The organism is Blastococcus sp. CT_GayMR20 (assembly GCF_004570345.1).
Genome location: NZ_SPQM01000051.1, coordinates 16924 through 32564, shown reverse-complemented (window position 1 = coordinate 32564; position 15641 = coordinate 16924). Strand labels below are relative to the sequence as shown.

General features: G+C 73.1%; 15 protein-coding genes and 1 tRNA gene. 9 read left to right on the top strand and 7 right to left on the bottom strand.

Features of this window, described 5'->3' with window-relative positions; genetic code table 11:
- Together E4P40_RS13535 and E4P40_RS13530 are read right to left on the bottom strand one after the other, a co-directional pair.
- The coding region (locus E4P40_RS13535) for a hypothetical protein (RefSeq protein ID WP_135159085.1) at nt 1-584 on the bottom strand (584 nt) is incomplete at its 3' end.
- A complete protein-coding gene (locus E4P40_RS13530; protein WP_245160325.1) occupies nt 581-1189 on the bottom strand; it encodes an HNH endonuclease in 609 nt (202 codons plus the stop codon). The genes E4P40_RS13535 and E4P40_RS13530, both read right to left, overlap by 4 nt.
- 166 nt (nt 1190-1355) lie before the next feature.
- Here E4P40_RS13530 and E4P40_RS13525 point away from each other — a divergent pair, with 166 nt between their 5' ends.
- The 6 genes from E4P40_RS13525 to E4P40_RS13500 all read left to right on the top strand — a co-directional run bounded on the left by E4P40_RS13525 (nt 1356) and on the right by E4P40_RS13500 (nt 8351).
- Nucleotides 1356-3428: a prolyl oligopeptidase family serine peptidase gene (locus E4P40_RS13525; RefSeq protein ID WP_135159084.1), complete on the top strand. Its 2073-nt coding sequence runs from the start codon at nt 1356-1358 to the stop codon at nt 3426-3428.
- 74 nt (nt 3429-3502) lie between these two features.
- On the top strand, nt 3503-4291 hold the full coding sequence (locus E4P40_RS13520; protein ID WP_245160324.1) for a mechanosensitive ion channel domain-containing protein: 789 nt from the start codon (nt 3503-3505) through the stop codon (nt 4289-4291).
- Nucleotides 4292-4323: 32 nt separating this feature from the next.
- Nucleotides 4324-5601: an MFS transporter gene (locus E4P40_RS13515; protein WP_135159082.1), complete on the top strand. Its 1278-nt coding sequence runs from the start codon at nt 4324-4326 to the stop codon at nt 5599-5601.
- Nucleotides 5598-6032: a globin gene (locus E4P40_RS13510; RefSeq protein ID WP_135159081.1), complete on the top strand. Its 435-nt coding sequence runs from the start codon at nt 5598-5600 to the stop codon at nt 6030-6032. Before E4P40_RS13515 ends, E4P40_RS13510 begins: the two co-directional genes overlap by 4 nt.
- A gap of 30 nt (nt 6033-6062) precedes the next feature.
- On the top strand, nt 6063-7646 hold the full coding sequence (locus E4P40_RS13505; RefSeq protein ID WP_135159080.1) for a glycoside hydrolase family 13 protein: 1584 nt from the start codon (nt 6063-6065) through the stop codon (nt 7644-7646).
- A 105-nt stretch (nt 7647-7751) separates the two neighbouring features.
- On the top strand, nt 7752-8351 hold the full coding sequence (locus E4P40_RS13500; protein ID WP_209305312.1) for a biotin transporter BioY: 600 nt from the start codon (nt 7752-7754) through the stop codon (nt 8349-8351).
- 84 nt (nt 8352-8435) lie between these two features.
- Here the strand turns inward: E4P40_RS13500 and E4P40_RS13495 are convergent, their stop codons facing one another.
- From E4P40_RS13495 to E4P40_RS13485, 3 genes are all read right to left on the bottom strand, one after another.
- The gene (locus E4P40_RS13495; RefSeq protein WP_135159079.1) at nt 8436-8849 is read right to left on the bottom strand and encodes a thioesterase family protein; all 414 of its coding nucleotides are present in this window, start codon (nt 8847-8849) and stop codon (nt 8436-8438) included.
- A gap of 68 nt (nt 8850-8917) precedes the next feature.
- Nucleotides 8918-10588, bottom strand: coding sequence for an energy-dependent translational throttle protein EttA (gene ettA / locus E4P40_RS13490; RefSeq protein WP_135159078.1), 1671 nt, complete (start codon nt 10586-10588; stop codon nt 8918-8920).
- Between the two features lie 102 nt (nt 10589-10690).
- Entirely contained in the window at nt 10691-11200 is a 510-nt protein-coding gene (locus E4P40_RS13485) for a single-stranded DNA-binding protein (protein ID WP_135159077.1), read from the bottom strand.
- A gap of 204 nt (nt 11201-11404) precedes the next feature.
- On the opposite strand from E4P40_RS13485, the gene E4P40_RS13480 reads away from it, so the two are divergent.
- Both E4P40_RS13480 and E4P40_RS29355 read left to right on the top strand, forming a co-directional pair.
- A tRNA-Arg gene (locus E4P40_RS13480) sits at nt 11405-11477 on the top strand.
- Between the two features lie 224 nt (nt 11478-11701).
- Nucleotides 11702-12973 (top strand): lytic murein transglycosylase, encoded by a 1272-nt coding sequence (locus tag E4P40_RS29355; protein WP_135159076.1) that lies wholly within the window; start codon nt 11702-11704, stop codon nt 12971-12973.
- Nucleotides 12974-13073: 100 nt separating this feature from the next.
- On the opposite strand, the gene E4P40_RS13470 is transcribed toward E4P40_RS29355, so the two are convergent.
- Both E4P40_RS13470 and E4P40_RS13465 read right to left on the bottom strand, forming a co-directional pair.
- Nucleotides 13074-13697: a hypothetical protein gene (locus E4P40_RS13470; RefSeq protein ID WP_135159075.1), complete on the bottom strand. Its 624-nt coding sequence runs from the start codon at nt 13695-13697 to the stop codon at nt 13074-13076.
- A gap of 141 nt (nt 13698-13838) precedes the next feature.
- A complete protein-coding gene (locus tag E4P40_RS13465; protein WP_135159074.1) occupies nt 13839-14558 on the bottom strand; it encodes an NUDIX domain-containing protein in 720 nt (239 codons plus the stop codon).
- A gap of 69 nt (nt 14559-14627) precedes the next feature.
- On the opposite strand from E4P40_RS13465, the gene nadA reads away from it, so the two are divergent.
- Complete coding sequence (gene nadA / locus E4P40_RS13460; RefSeq protein ID WP_135159073.1) at nt 14628-15641, top strand: quinolinate synthase NadA; 1014 nt, start codon at nt 14628-14630, stop codon at nt 15639-15641.

The window sequence follows — 15641 nt, the reverse complement described above, 5'->3', positions numbered from 1 at the left end:
CGGGCCCGCTGCAGCCACTCCCGGCTGCTGCGGCCGGCGGCCGCGGCGAGGACGTGGGCGGCCACGCCGTCCACCTCCCGCTGCACCAGGGCCGCGTTGTGCCCGTCGCCACGGTGCTCCCGGAGCGTGGTCAGCGCCTGCCAGAGCGCCAGGTGCGGCTCGGCGGGCACCGGCAGGCCCGCGTTGGCGGCCGCGAGCGGCCGGCCCGGCAGGTCCACCGCTGCCGCCGCGGTACCGGCGAGCTGCGCGGCCTCGGTGAGGTCCACCTCGTCTCCCAGGACGCGCCGGACGGCGGCGTCGACGCCGGCCAGCCGGGCCGCGAGGGCGTCGGCCGGGGAGACCGCGTCCCAGACCGCGGGCACGCGACGGGCGACGAAGCCGGGCGCGAAGTTGAAGAACGTCGCCGTGACCACCTCGGGCCCGACCGGTCCGAGGGGCGCCGCCCGGAAGGCGAAGTACGCCGACCAGAACCCGGTCAGGCCGGCGGCCTTCCCCGCGGACAGGAACTCGTCGGCGAAGTAGATCAGCGCGTGGAACGGCTCACCGAGCGCCCACAGCCGACGGGCGGTACCCGGTGAGCTCATGCGCTCACGCTCTCGGGCACGCCCAGCCACTCACGCCAGCGGGGATCGACGGTCCGGGTGCCGAGCAGTCGCCAGGCGGCGCCGCTCGGCGTCCGCGGGGGGTGCGGCAGCGCCCAGCCCAGCTCGGCCAGCGACCGGTCGGCCTTGGTGTGGTTGCAGCGCCGGCAGGCGGCGACGACGTTGTCCCACGTGTGCGTGCCTCCACGGCTGCGGGGGACGACGTGGTCGATGCTCGTCGCCGATCCGCCGCAGTAGACGCAGGTCTGCCCGTCCCGGGTGAAGACGGCGCGGCGCGACAGCGGGACCGACGCCGGAAAGGGCACCCGGACGTAGCGGGTGAGGCGCGCGACCACGGGGACGGCGAGGCTGATCATCTCCGCGTGGACTACGTCGGCCGCCGAGTCGACGGGCTCGGCCTTCTCGGCGAGGACCAGCACGATCGCGCGGCGGCTGGAGACGACGCACAGGGGCTCGTACGTCGCGTTGAGCAGCAGGGTGGCGGCCGTGGTGCCCGGTGAGGGCAGGGGCAGGACCGACGCATGATGTGGGTCGCGGCGGGGGCCTGGATGACCCGCCGACGTCGACCCGGACGCCTGACGCGGCACGGATCACCTCCGGTCGCCCGGGACCGCCGGTGGCTCCGAGACCCGCGGGCTGCCCCATTCTGACCCGAGACACCCCGATCGGCGCAGTAACAATTCGCGCACCGGAGCTGTGGACGGCCACGGAGGGGCGGCGGAGGGTCGCCGCCGGGCCATTACCGTTGGTGCGATGCGCTACCCCCAAGCCCTCCGGCTCGACCTCGTCGAGGACCTGCACGGACACCGCGTCGCCGACCCCTACCGCTGGCTCGAGGACGCGGCGGACCCGCGGACGCAGGAGTGGACGCGGGCCCAGGACGCCCTCACCGGCGAGGTGCTGTCGGGTCTGCCGCTGCGCGAGGAGTTCGCCGCGCGGCTGGAGAAGCTGGTGCACGCCGGCGCGGTCGGCGTGCCGGTCTGGCGCGGCGAGCGGGCCTTCTCGACCCGCCGCGACCCCGGCCAGGAGCACGCCGTCCTGCGGGTGCGGGAGGCCGACGGCACGGTCCGCGTCCTCGTCGACCCGATGCAGCTCGACCCCGCGGGGACGACGACGCTCGACGCCTGGTCGCCGTCGGTCGAGGGCGACCGGCTCGCCTACCAGCTCTCGACCGGCGGCGACGAGGAGAGCCGGCTGTACGTGCTGGACGTCGCGACCGGCGAGGTGGTCGACGGCCCGGTCGACCGCTGCCGCTACTCCCCCGTCGCCTGGCTGCCCGGCGGCGCGGAGCTCTTCTACGTGCGCCGGCTGGCGCCGGACCAGGTCCCGGCCGGCGAGGAGCAGTTCCACCGCCGGGTCTGGCGGCACCGGGTCGGGTCGTCGGCGGACGACGACGTCCTGGTCCACGGCGAGGGCAGCGACCCGACCACGTACTTCGGGGTGCACACCAGCCGGGACGGCCGCTGGCTCGTCGTGTCCGGCTCGGCCGGCACCGCGCCGCGGGACGACGTCTGGATCGCCGACCTGGCCGGCGACGGCGCCCTGCGCGAGTTCCAGGTAGGGGTCGACGCGCAGACCGCCGCCTGGGTGGCCCGCGACGGCCGGCTGTGGCTGATGTCCGACCGCGACACGCCGCGGTGGCGGCTCGCCGTCGCCGACCCCGCGGACCCCGCGACCTGGGCGCCGGAGGCCTGGCGGGGCGTCGTCCCCCAGCAGCCGGACGCCGTTCTGTCCGACGTCGCCCTCGTCGACGGTCCGGACGGCGACCTGCAGGTGCTCGCCGTGCACGCCGTCGACGCGACCAGCCGCCTCTCGGTCTGGGCCGCGGACGGTTCCGGCCGGCTCGCGGACGTCGGAGGCCTCGGCGTCGGAAGCATCTCCGGCGTCAGCGCGCCGCCGGAGGGCGGCACCACGGCCTGGGTCGGGTACACCGACTACGCGACCCCGCCCTCCGTGCTGCGGTGGGACGCCGGTTCGCCGACGGAGCTGCAGAGCTGGGAGCAGGCCGACGTCGCCGGCGACGTCCCCGACGTGACCGTCGTGGAGACCCACGCGGCGTCGGCGGACGGCACGCCGGTCCACATGTTCGTGCTGTCGGGCTCCGGCACCCCCGACCGGCCGCGGCCGACCGTGCTCTACGGGTACGGCGGCTTCAACGTCCCGCTCACCCCGGCCTACACGGCGCAGGCGCTTGCCTGGGTCGCCGCCGGCGGGGTGTGGGCGGTGGCCAACCTGCGCGGCGGCTCGGAGCACGGTGAGGAGTGGCACCGGGCGGGCATGCGCGAGCGCAAGCAGAACGTGTTCGACGACTTCGCCGCCGCCGGTGAGCACCTGGCGGCGCAGGGCTGGACGACGCACGGGCAGCTGGGCGTCTTCGGCGGGTCCAATGGCGGACTGCTGGTCGGCGCGACGCTGACCCAGCGACCGGCCCTCGCAGCCGCCGTGGTCTGCAGCGCGCCGCTGCTGGACATGGTCCGGTACGAGCTGTTCGGCCTGGGCCGCACCTGGAACGACGAGTACGGCACCGCCGAGGACGCCACGGAGCTCGGCTGGCTGCTGGGCTACTCGCCGTACCACGCCGTCCGGGAGGGGACGGCGTACCCGGCGGTCCTGTTCACGACGTTCGAGTCCGACACTCGGGTCGACCCGCTGCACGGTCGCAAGCTCGCCGCGGCCCTGCAGCACGCGACGATCTCGGAGGCGCCGATCGTGCTCCGCCGGGAGACCTCGGTCGGGCACGGGGCGCGTGCGGTCAGCCGGACGGTCGGCCTGGCCGCCGATCAGCTGGCCTTCCTCGCCGAGCACACCGGTCTCGCTCCGAAGTGACACCTGAGGTGACCCTTCACTGACAGAGCGCGATTCACCTGGAAGTATTTGCGGTAATGACTCGATCACTGCTCGTGTTGGCTGCAGCGGACGGCAGCTCCGGCGCCGTCCCCACGATCCTGCGGCCGCTGGGCAACCGGGTGGCGCAGAACGACCCCGACGGGCAGCTCACCCAGCGGCGCACGCAGGGGGCGGAGGCGATCGGCTCGGTGCTCCGCAGCTTCGCCTCGATCGTCGTGCTCGGGATCGCCGTCGTCCTGGTGCTCGGGGAGCTGGGCATCAACCTGGCGCCGATCGTGGCGAGCGCCGGTGTCGTCGGGCTGCGGCCCCCTGCAGGGTCCCGGCGCGAGCTTGCGAGCGGTGAGGGGCAGGGGGTCCTTCCTCAGTACGGCGTCGGTGACGTCGTCGACCTCGGTGAGGCCGGCGGCACGGTGGAGGCCGTCGGGCTGTGGATCACCCCGCTCCGGGACGTCCACGGCGTGGTCCGGTACGTCCGCAACGGTGAGATCCTGCGGGTGGGCAACACGAGCCAGGGCTTCGCCCAGGTCGTCATCGACATGCCCGTGGCCCACGACACCGACCTCGAGCGGGCCCGGACGGTGATGCAGGAGGTCGCCGACGCGATGTACGCCGACGAGGACTGGGCGCCGGTGCTGCTGGCCGAGCCGGAGTCCCTCGGCGTGGAGCAGATCAGCGCGGAGGGTGTCCTCCTCCGTCTGGTCGTCCGGTCGGCCGACGCCGACCGGTGGCGGGTGGACCGCGAGCTGCGCATGCGCCTGACGGAGCGGTTCGTCGCCGAGGGCATCCGCAGGCCCCAGCCCCTCCTCGCCGGCGCGACGAGCGCCGCCGCGGGGTCCCGCTGAGCGCGCCCGCGCCGGAGGGTGTGGCGATCCCCGTGCCCGCCCGCCAGGCGACCTTCCGCGAGGTCTTCGCCGTCCGCGAGTTCCGACCGCTGTTCGGCACCTTCCTGCTGTCCACGGCCGGCGACGAGCTGGCCCGCGTGGCGCTCACCGTGCTGGTCTACCAGCGCACGGACTCCCCGCTCCTGTCGGCGCTGACGTTCGCCATCGGGCACCTGCCCTGGCTGCTGGGCGGTCCGGTGCTGTCCGCGCTGGCCGACCGGCTGCCCCGGCACCGGGTGCTCATCTCGACCGACGCCGCCCGCGCCGCGCTGCTCGCCGTCATGGCGATCCCGGGGACGCCGCTGCCGGTCCTGCTCGGCCTGCTGTTCCTCGTCTCGCTGTGCGCGCCACCGTTCGAGTCCGCGCGCTCGGCGCTGATGGCCGACGTTCTGGAGGACGACCGGTACGCCGTCGCGACCTCGCTGACCAACATCACCCTGCAACTGGCCCAGGTCGTGGGCTTCCTGGCGGCGGGCGCGATCGTCGCCGTGCTCAATCCGTCCGCCGCGCTGCTCATCGACGCGGCCACCTTCGCCGTCTCGGCGCTGTGGCTGTCGGCCGGGCTCAAACGCAGGCCGGCTCCCCTCCACGACGGGCACGACCGACGCCCCTCGCTGTGGCGGGACACGGTCGCGGGCCTGCAGCTGATCGGCCGGTCGCCCCGGCTGCTCGCGATCATCGGGGTGCTCTGGGTGGCGACGCTGTTCGCGTACGCCTCCGAGGGCGTGGCGGCGCCGCTGGTCGAGGAGCTCGGCCGCGGGTCGACGGCCTCGATCGGCATCCTGCTGGCGGCCAACCCGCTCGGCGTGACGATCGGCGGGCTGGTGATCGCGCGGCTGGTGGCGCCGGAGCGCCGTGAGCGGCTCGTCGTCCCGCTCGTCGTGCTGTCGCTGGCCCCCATCCTCGCCGCCGGCGTGGTCGCGGTCCTGACCGCTCCCGGGACGCTGCCGTTCGCGGCGGTCGTGGCCCTCCTCTTCGTCTCCGGACTCGGCGCCTCCTGGCTGATCCCGCTCAACGTGTCGTTCGTGCAGGCGGTGCCGAGCGCGTTCCGCGGACGGGCCTTCGGCGTCGCGGTCAGCGGCCTCTACGGCGTGCAGGCCGTGGGCGCTCTGGGCGCGGGCCTCGGCGCGGAGGGCGTCTCGGCCAGCGCCGTCTTGGCCGTCTCCGGCGGTCTCGGCCTGCTGGCCGTCGCCCCGGCGCTGCTGGCCTACCGGCGGACGCAGGGCTCCGTGGCGGCACCCTCGGCCGGTGAGGGACCATCGAGGGCATGAGCGAGTCGAGCCGGTCCCTGCCCTCGGCGCGCACCTTCTTCGACGAGATCGGCGGCTCGGCGACCTTCACGGCGCTGGTCGGCCGCTTCTACGCCGGCGTGCGCACCGATCCGGTGCTCGCCCCGCTGTACCCGCAGGACGACTGGGAGGGCGCCGAGGTCAGGCTGCGCGGCTTCCTCGAGCAGTACTGGGGCGGCCCGCGGACCTACTCCGAGCAGCGCGGACACCCGCGGCTGCGGATGCGCCACGCACCCTTCGCCATCGGCCCCGCGGAACGGGACGCCTGGCTGACCCACATGCGGGCGGCCGTCGACAGCCTCGGGCTCACGGCCGAGCAGGACGCGACGCTGTGGGGCTACCTGGAGATGGCCGCCCTCAGCATGCAGAACCGCTTCCCGGACGAGGCCCACGGCGACCTCTCGCCGCACTGAACCCCGACCGACAACACTTCGAGGAGCCCGGTGCACCCGGACCCGACGTCATCGACCCTGTCCGCCGACTGGTGGCGGGACGCGGTCTTCTACCAGATCTACATCCGCAGCTTCGCCGACGGGAACGGCGACGGCGTCGGTGACCTGGCGGGCATCCGCAGCCGGCTGCCGTACCTCGCCCGGCTCGGCGTGGACGCCATCTGGATCACGCCGTTCTACCCGTCGCCCATGCACGACCACGGCTACGACGTGGCCGACCCGCGCGACGTGGAACCGGTCTTCGGCGACCTCGGCGAGTTCGACGCCCTGCTGGCCGAGGCCCACGCGCTCGGCGTGCGGGTGACGATCGACCTGGTGCCCAACCACAGCTCGCACGACCACGACTGGTTCCGCGAGGCGCTCGCCGCCCCGCCGGGCTCGCCGGCACGGGCGCGCTACTTCTTCCGCGACGGCCGGGGGCCGGACGGGAGCGAGCCACCGAACAACTGGCCGTCCGTCTTCGGCGGTCCTGCCTGGAGCCGGGTTCCGGACGGGCAGTGGTACCTGCACATCTTCGCGCCGGAGCAGCCCGACCTGAACTTCACGAACCCCGAGGTGGTCGCCGACCTCGACGCGACGATGCGGTTCTGGCTGGACCGCGGCGTCGACGGCTTCCGGATCGACGTGGCGCACGGCATGGCCAAGCCGGCGGACCTGCCGGACATGGTGCTCCTGGACGGCGTCGGACTGCTCGACGACCACGGCGCCGGCGACCTGCGGTTCGACCAGGACGACGTGCACGTCATCCACCGCCGGATCCGGACGGTCCTCGACGAGTACCCCGGCACGATGGCCGTCGGGGAGGTGTGGGTCTCCGACGACGCGCGGCTCGCGCAGTACCTCCGGGACGACGAACTGCAGCTCGCCTTCAACTTCAAGCTGCTGACCGCGGCCTGGACGGCGGAGGAGATGCGGGACGCCGTGACGCACTCGCTGGCCACGGTCGCCGACAGCCCGGCCCCGGCCTGCTGGGTGCTGTCCAACCACGACCGGCCCCGGCACGTGACCCGCTACGGCGGCGGCGAGCAGGGAGTGCGGCGGGCCCGGGCCGCGGCGCTGCTGCAGCTGGCGCTGCCCGGCGCGGTCTACCTCTACAACGGCGACGAGTTCGGCCTGCCCGACGTCGACCTCCCCGACGAGGTCCTGCAGGACCCGATCTGGGAGCGCTCGGGGCGCACCGAGCGTGGTCGCGACGCCTGCCGGGTGCCGGTGCCGTGGTCGGGCACGGAGCCCCCGTACGGCTTCTCCACGAGTCGCGACACCTGGCTGCCGATGCCCGACGGCTGGGCACCCCTCACGGCCGAGGCCCAGGGGGGCGATCCGTCGTCGATGCAGTCGCTGTACCGAGCAGCGCTCGCGCTGCGGTCGTCGTCCCCTGCGTTCAGCGGCGAGGGACTGGCGTGGCTGCCGGCGCCCCAGGGGTGCCTGGCGTTCCGGCGTCCCGGCGGGCTCGTCTGCCTGGTGAACCTGTCGGCCGACGCGGTGCCGCTCCCCGAGGGGCGGGTGCTCCTGGCCAGCGCCGACGTGGGCGACGGGCGACTGCCCGGGGACGCGACGGTCTGGCTGTCGGCCTGACCCGGCGACCCGCGGACCGGCGGGCCGGGCCGCTCGGCCGGTAGTGCAGACTCTCCCGTGATCAGCGGCGCCGACGGGCGCCGACCAGTCGTTCCTGGAGGATTCGTGGCCACCGCTTCGATGCCCGCGCTGCCGTCGCGCCCGCTCGTGCTCGCCGACCTCGTGCCGAATGTGCGCGCCCGCAACGTCGGGCTGGTGCTGCTCGGCGTGCTCTTCACCGCACTGCTCGCCCAGGTGTCCGTGCCGGTGCCGGGCTCCCCCGTGCCGATCACCGGGCAGACGCTGGCCGTGGTGCTGACGGCCGCGGCGCTCGGGCCGGTGCGCGGGGTGGCCGTGCAGATCGTCTACATGCTGGCCGCGCTCGTCGGGCTGCCGTTCTACTCGGAGGCCAGCGGCGGCGTGGACGTCGTCTTCGGCGCCACCGGCGGCTACGTGGTCGGCTTCATCCCCGCCGCGTTCCTGATCGGCCTGGCCGCCAAGCACGGGGCCGACCGCAACGTCCTGAAGTCGGTGCCGCTGTTCATCGCCGGCCAGGCGGTCATCTTCGCCGTGGGCGTGCCGTGGCTGGCGGTCAGCACCGGGATGACAGCGAGCCAGGCGCTGGACGCAGGCTTCTACCCGTTCATCCTCGGGGGCATCGTGAAGGCTGCGATCGCCGCGGCCGTGCTGGGTGCGGCCTGGAAGGTCGCGCACCGCTCCGACTGAGTTCGCCGGGCTCGCCGAGACCCCCGCTCCGCCCTCGTGGCGGGCCGGGGGTCTCGTCGTGTCCGGCGCTCCCGAGGAACGCGGTCAGGCGGCCGGCTCGTCGGTGAACCGGGCGAGGAACTCCTTCTCCTCCGGGGTGATCCGGCGGGGCCGGTTCAGCGCGAAGTCGAACGGCACGAGCATGGTGTGCCCGGTGACCGCGAGCTGGCCGTGGTCGAAGGCCTCGTAGTGGCAGAGGAAGGACGCCGCGCGCACGGTCGAGACCCAGATCTGGATCTCCAGCGGCTCGGCGTCGTAGACGACCGAGCGCTTGTACGTGATCTCGTGGGAGGCGACGACGAGGCCGCGGCGCATGCCGGTCTTCTCGTCGTGCGTGGGGTGCTCGAAGAACAGGTTGACGCGGGCCATCTCGAAGTAGGCGAGGAACGCCACGTTGTTGATGTGCTGGTAGGCGTCCATGTCGGCCCAGCGCATCGGGACCTGCACCGTGTGCCTCACGGTCGACACCCTGCCGTACGGCTGCCGGGGGCGCGCTGTGATCCTCAGCGCGCCGCCCGGCGGCCCGGCTAGTCGCGGGTGAGCTTGCGGTACGTGGCGCGGTGCGGGCGAGTCGCCTCGATACCGAGCCGCTCCACCTTGTTCTTCTCGTAGTCCTGGAAGTTGCCCTCAAACCAGAACCACTTGGACTCGCCCTCGTAGGCGAGGATGTGCGTCGCCACGCGGTCGAGGAACCAGCGGTCGTGGCTCACGACCACGGCGCAGCCGGGGAACTCCAGGAGCGCACCCTCGAGGCTGGTCAGCGTCTCGACGTCCAGGTCGTTCGTGGGCTCGTCGAGCAGGAGCAGGTTGCCGCCCTGCTTGAGGGTCAACGCGAGGTTGAGGCGGTTCCGCTCGCCACCGGACAGGACGCCGGCCGGCTTCTGCTGGTCCGGCCCCTTGAAGCCGAACGCCGCGACGTAGGCACGCGACGGCATCTCCACGTTGCCGACCTTGATGTGGTCGAGGCCGTCGGAGACGACGTCCCACAGCGTCTTCTTCGGGTCGATGCCGCTGCGGTTCTGCTCGACGTAGGACAGCTTGACGGTCTCGCCGACCTTGATGTCGCCGTCGTCGGGCTTCTCCTCGCCGACCAGCATCTTGAACAGCGTGGTCTTGCCGGCGCCGTTGGGGCCGACCACGCCGACGATGCCGTTGCGCGGCAGCGTGAACGACAGGTCGTCGATGAGCACCCGGTCGCCGAAGCCCTTGGTGAGGTTCTTCGTCTCGACGACGACGCTGCCCAGGCGCGGGCCCGGCGGGATCTGGATCTCCTCGAAGTCGAGCTTCCGCGTCTTCTCGGCCTCCGCGGCCATCTCCTCGTACCGGGCGAGGCGTGCCTTGCTCTTGGCCTGGCGGGCCTTGGCGCCCGAGCGCACCCACTCCAGCTCGTCCTTGAGCCGCTTCTGGCGCTTGACGTCCTTGGCGCCCTCGACCTTGAGGCGGGTCGCCTTGGTCTCGAGGTAGGTGGAGTAGTTGCCCTCGTAGGGGTAGGCCCGGCCGCGGTCGAGCTCGAGGATCCACTCGGCCACGTTGTCGAGGAAGTACCGGTCGTGGGTGACGGCGACGACGGTGCCGGCGTACTTCTCCAGGTGCTGCTCCAGCCACGCCACGCTCTCGGCGTCCAGGTGGTTGGTGGGCTCGTCGAGGAGCAGCAGGTCGGGGGCCTCGAGGAGGAGCTTGCACAGCGCGACCCGGCGGCGCTCACCTCCGGACAGGACTGTGACGTCGGCGTCGCCGGGCGGGCAGCGCAGCGCATCCATGGCCTGCTCGATGCGGGCGTCGAGTTCCCAGCCGTCGTGCTGCTCGATCACCTCCATGAGCTCGCCCTGCTCGGCCATCAGCGCGTCGAAGTCCGCGTCGGGCTCCCCCATCGCCGCGCTGACGTCCTCGAAGCGGGTCAGCGCGTCGCGGAGCGGCTTGACGGCCTCCTCGACGTTGCCGCGCACGTCGAGGTTCTCGTTGAGCGGCGGCTCCTGCAGGAGGATGCCGACCGTCGCCTCCGGCGCGAGTGTCGCCTCACCGTTGGAGGGCTGCTGCATGCCGGCCATGATCTGGAGCACGGTCGACTTGCCGGCGCCGTTGGGACCGACGACGCCGATCTTCGCGCCGGGCAGGAACGACAGGGTGACGTTGTCGAGGATCACCTTGTCGCCGTGCGCCTTGCGCGCGCGGACCATCGTGTAGATGTACTGAGCCACTGGGCTTCGGAGCCTTCCGTCGTCTCGCGAGCGAGGGCGGGGCCGCCGGTTCGCGGCCCCACCCCGTGCGTTCTCGCCTCCGATCCTCCCAGCCCGGGACAACTAGACGTGCGCGGGCTCCGCGGAGAGGTCGGGGTTCACTCCGTCCAACGTCTCCTCCTGCCCCACGTAGTCCCGGCCGGCGACCAGTTCCTCGACGGAGGTCGGGAACCCCTGGTCGTCGCCCGACGGCGCCTCCTCCGGTGCCGCCGCGACCGGACGCTGCGTCCTGCGGAAGTCGGCCACTCCGCGAGCCAGATTCGGAGCCACCGCCTCCGCCTTGATCTGCGGCCGACTGCGGCGTCCCTGCTCGGACTCCCACTCGTGGGTGCGGATGGCGCCCACGACGACGACCGGGTCGCCCTTGCTGACGCTGTGCGCCACGTTGCCGCCCAGTTCGCCCCAGCACTCGACGTCGACGAAGAACGAGTGACCGTCGATCCAGTCCTGCGTAGCGGTGTCGAACCGGCGCTCGTTGGAGGCCATGCGGAAGTTCGTGACGCTGCCGTTCTGCGTGCGGTTCTTGGTGGGCGGGCTGACGACGTTGCCGATGACGGTGATCTTGCTGCTCACGGTGCTCCTCAGGTCCGTTGCGCCGGCGGCGCGGCCGGCTCGGTGCCGGTGTGCCGTCGACCTTCGGGCCCGGGGACCACCGTCAGCGCGCAGCGGGACGATCTGTGGACGACCCGCCGGCCTGTGGACTGCTCCCCAGTCGCATGACACCGCCGCCGGGTCACGAGCCGACGGGCCGGCGCCGATGCGATGATCGACAGCCGAGCGCCCGTAGCTCAGTGGATAGAGCAGGTGCCTTCTAAGCACTTGGTCGCAGGTTCGATCCCTGCCGGGCGCGCACGTCCGAGGCACCGCCGGCCAGCACTTCCGCTCGAAGCCGTGCTCGAACTCCGTGATTGCGCGTCACAGACACCGGGTAGTCGCCGCTCGCCAGGTAGCGGGGGATCCACGAGCCACCAGGTGATCGTCGGAGGAGCAACGGTGCGGCACTCGACGGCCAGTCACGACCTCGAGCAGCAGTCAAGGAGAAGGCGTCCATCCGGGCGGCGCAGGTGGGTCATCGTGGGCGGGATCGCGCTGCTGGTGACCGCGCTCGGCGCCTCACCGGAGAAGCCGGGCCTGGTCGCGACGGCGAGCGTCGCCGACAGCGCGCTGCCCTGGTCCGCGGGGGCGGCACTGACGATTCCCGAGCTGTCCACGGGGGCACCGCGGGGGGCCACCGTGCTGACCGCCACGCCGGTGCAGCAGGCCGGCCAGGCACCGCCCGCGCCCACGGTCATCGACGGCCTGGCCGCCAACGGCATCCCGAACGTCGCGCTCAACGCCTACCGGGTCGCCGCCGCACGGATGGGCTCGGCCTCGCCGTCCTGCGGGATCGACTGGTCGCTCCTGGCGGGCATCGGCCGCATCGAGTCCAACCACGGTCGCTACGGCGGCGCCGTCCTCAGCCCCGACGGCTCGTCGGCGCCGAAGATCCTCGGCCCGCCACTGGACGGCGGGAAGTTCGCCTTCATCGGTGACAGCGACAACGGGACGTACGACAACGACACGACGTACGACCGCGCCATGGGACCGATGCAGTTCATCCCGACCACCTGGCGGTCCTACGCCGTGGACGCCGACGGGAACGGCACGACCGACCCGTTCAACATCAACGACGCCGCGCTGGCCGCCGCGAACTACCTCTGCACGGCCGGTGGCGACCTGCGCACCCAGGCCGGCCTGATCCGGGCGGTCCTGGCCTACAACCACTCCGACGAGTACGTGGCGGAGGTGTTGGCTCTCGCCCGCGCCTACGGCTCGGGCATCCCGGTCGCCGACCTCGGGCCGATGTTCGGCATCACCTCCGGCGCGGTCCCGCGGCCGTCCGGCCAGTACTGGGCCCCGGCCGCTCCCGGACCGGCCATCGGCTTCACGGACACCACGCCTGCCTCCGGCGACACGACCGGGGCGCAACCGCAGTCCGCGCCGCCCGCGTCCGGTGGCGGCGCAGCGCCGGACCAGAGCGGTGCCGGTGCGGCACCGGGCGGCCAGCCGGCGGCCAGCGGCGGGACCGGCGGTGCGGCCACGCCCCCGGCGTCCTCCGGTTCGGGTCAGCCGGCGAGTCCGCCCCCGAGCTCGGGGACGGGCGGCCAGGCCCCTCCGCCAGCGAGCGGATCGGCGCCGGGTCCCAGCGTGCCGGTGACACCTCCCCCTGTCACGCCCCCGCCGGTGGTCCAGCCTCCGCCCGTTGTCGCGGCCCCACCGCCGGTGGTTCCGGCCGTACCGCCTCTGATTCCCGGCCAGACGTGCAACCCGCTCGGCGGACTGCTCCCGTTGCCGCCCTGCCCCTGACCTGTGGTGGGGGAACCAGAAAGGCGCGACCTGCGGACACTCGTTCCCCCCGTCCGCGGGTCGCGCCTGTCTGTGGGCCCCCCAGCCCGTCAGCTCGCGGTCAGCGAGCCGAGCCTGTGCGCTGCGTCGCGGTGAACTGGAAGTTCAGCCCGCTCGTAGCGCCCTCGAACGCGTCGCCGGTGGCAGCGGCCGGCAGCGATGCGGTGAGCTTGAGGTGGTCGACCGACCCTGCGGCCAGGGCGGCACTGCCGCTCAGCGGGGCGTCGGTCACGACGATCGGGCTGGTGACGTAGGTCCGCACGGTCCCCGGGCACGTCGGGCTGGCGCCGGAGGCGTCCCAGGCCACCGTGCAGGACTCGACCGTCAGCTGCAGGCCGTTCGTCACGTCCTGGTCGAGGATGCTCGAGGAGGTCGCCCACGACTTCACGGTCACCCCGCTGAGCGGCGTCGTCCCGTCGTTGACCAGGTCGACGAGGTGGCTGCGCGAGTCGCCGGCGAGCATCATGCCGCCGGAGAACGGCACGACGGCCGATCCTCCGGGCGAGCTGACGTCGATCGAGACGACGCCGGTGTCGACCTTGGTGTTGACCGGCGAGGTGCTGTCGGTGAAGTCACCGAAGGTCGCCATGCCGGCGACCGCGGCGGCCGCACCGACGGCCGCGACGGCGGCGACGATCGAGGTGGCGGACGTGCGGCGGGTCATCGTGCTGGACGACGTGGTCACGGTTTCTGTCTCCCCCGGTTGTCCGGGTGGTGGCTCCACCCGGCGACAACGACGACGGTGGCCCCCGAACCGCAGGTGACCCGCGAGGGAACCGCAAGGACTCCGCAAGAAGCAACTTCCCCGAAGTTGCCGGCGCGGCCGTCAGGAGGCGGCGGGCACACCGTCCGTGGGCGGCTTCAGCACCGCGAACGGGTCCGTGACCTCCAGCGCGGCCACCGCGAAGCGGTAGAGCATGGCCGGCCGCCCACCGTGCGGCCCCGGTGGCGCGATCTCCCCCGTCGGCTCCAGGACGCCGCGGCGCAGCAGCACCCGCTGCAGGTTGGTGGCGGTGACCTCGTAGCCCAGCGCCGCGACGTAGATGACCCGCAGCTCGGCGATCGTGAAGGTCGGCGGAGCCAGGGCGAACCCGACGTTCGTGTACGAGAGCTTGGCCCGCAGCCGCCCGAGGGCCGAACCGACGATCGAGCCGTGGTCGAACGCGGACTCGGGCAGCGCCTCGACCGGGTGCCACGCGGTGTCCTCCGGCAGCACGGGATCGAGGTCACTGGGGACCAAGCCGAGGTAGGCGGTGGCCACCGTGCGGCCACGGGGGTCGCGGCCGGGGTCGCTGCGCGTCTCCAGCTGCTCGAGATGCGCCAGGTGCGTCACCTCGACCTTGGACGCCAGCTGGCGAGCCACCGAGGCGCCCAGGGTCTCGTCGGGCAGCAACGGTCCCCCCGGCAGCGCCCACGACCCCGCGAAGGGCTCGGCGGCGCGTCGCCAGAGCATCACCGCGAGCTCCCCGTCCCTCACCTGCAGGACGACGGCCAGCGCCTGGTGCGGATAGGCCGGGCGTTCCGGCGAGGACCAGACAGACGGCACGACGGGAATGGTACGTTCGCCGCAGAGGTTTTCGACTGACAGTAATAAACTCCCCCTCCGGAGGTACCGGTGACCGCAACACTGCCCGCCCGCACCGCAGCCGACTGGTCGCCGGACCAGTGGGAGGCCTGGCGCGCCGAGGTCCGGCAGCTGGCCGCCGAGAAGGACGCCGTCCTGCTGGCGCACAACTACCAGGCACCTGAGATCCAGGACGTCGCCGACCACGTGGGCGACTCCCTCGCGCTCTCCCGGCTCGCGGCCGGCAGCGACGCCTCGACGATCGTCTTCGCGGGCGTCCACTTCATGGCCGAGACGGCGAAGATCCTCGCGCCGGAGAAGACGGTCCTCGTCCCGGACGCCGACGCCGGATGCTCGCTGGCGGACACGATCAGCGCCGACCAGCTGCGCGCCTGGAAGGCCGAGCACCCCGGCGCCGTCGTCGTCTCCTACGTCAACACCTCCGCCGGGGTGAAGGCCGAGACCGACATCTGCTGCACGTCCTCCAACGCCGTCGAGGTCGTCGAGTCGATCCCGGCCGACCGCGAGGTGCTCTTCCTCCCCGACCAGTTCCTCGGCGCGCACGTCCAGCGCGTCACGGGGCGCACCAACATGCGCCTCTGGATGGGCGAGTGCCACGTGCACGCCGGCATCTCCCCCACCGACCTGCGCCAGAGCGTCACGGACGCACCGGACGCCGAACTGCTGGTCCACCCCGAGTGCGGCTGCGCCACGAGTGCGCTGTGGATGGTGTCGGACGGCCAGCTGCCGACCGACCGGGTCCACGTCCTCTCGACCGGCGGGATGCTCGACCAGGCCCGGCGGACGACGGCGAAGCGGGTCCTCGTCGCGACGGAGATCGGCATGCTGCACCAGCTGCGCCAGGCCAACCCGGTCACCGACTTCCAGCCGGTGAACTCCCGCGCGGCCTGCCCCTACATGAAGATGTCGACGCCCGAGAAGCTGCTGCGTGCGCTGCGCGAGGGCCGCGACGAGGTCACCGTCGACCCCGGGATCGCCGCCCGCGCGCGGGCTGCCGTCGAGGCGATGGTCGCGATCGGCACGCCGTCCCCGGTCGGCGAGTGA

What these genes read in the sequence shown, in the direction of transcription:
- E4P40_RS13525 (WP_135159084.1), top strand. Translation starts at nt 1,356, where the DNA reads ATGCGCTACCCCCAAGCCCTCCGGCTCGACCTCGTCGAGGACCTGCAC.
- E4P40_RS13510 (WP_135159081.1), top strand. Translation starts at nt 5,598, where the DNA reads ATGAGCGAGTCGAGCCGGTCCCTGCCCTCGGCGCGCACCTTCTTCGAC.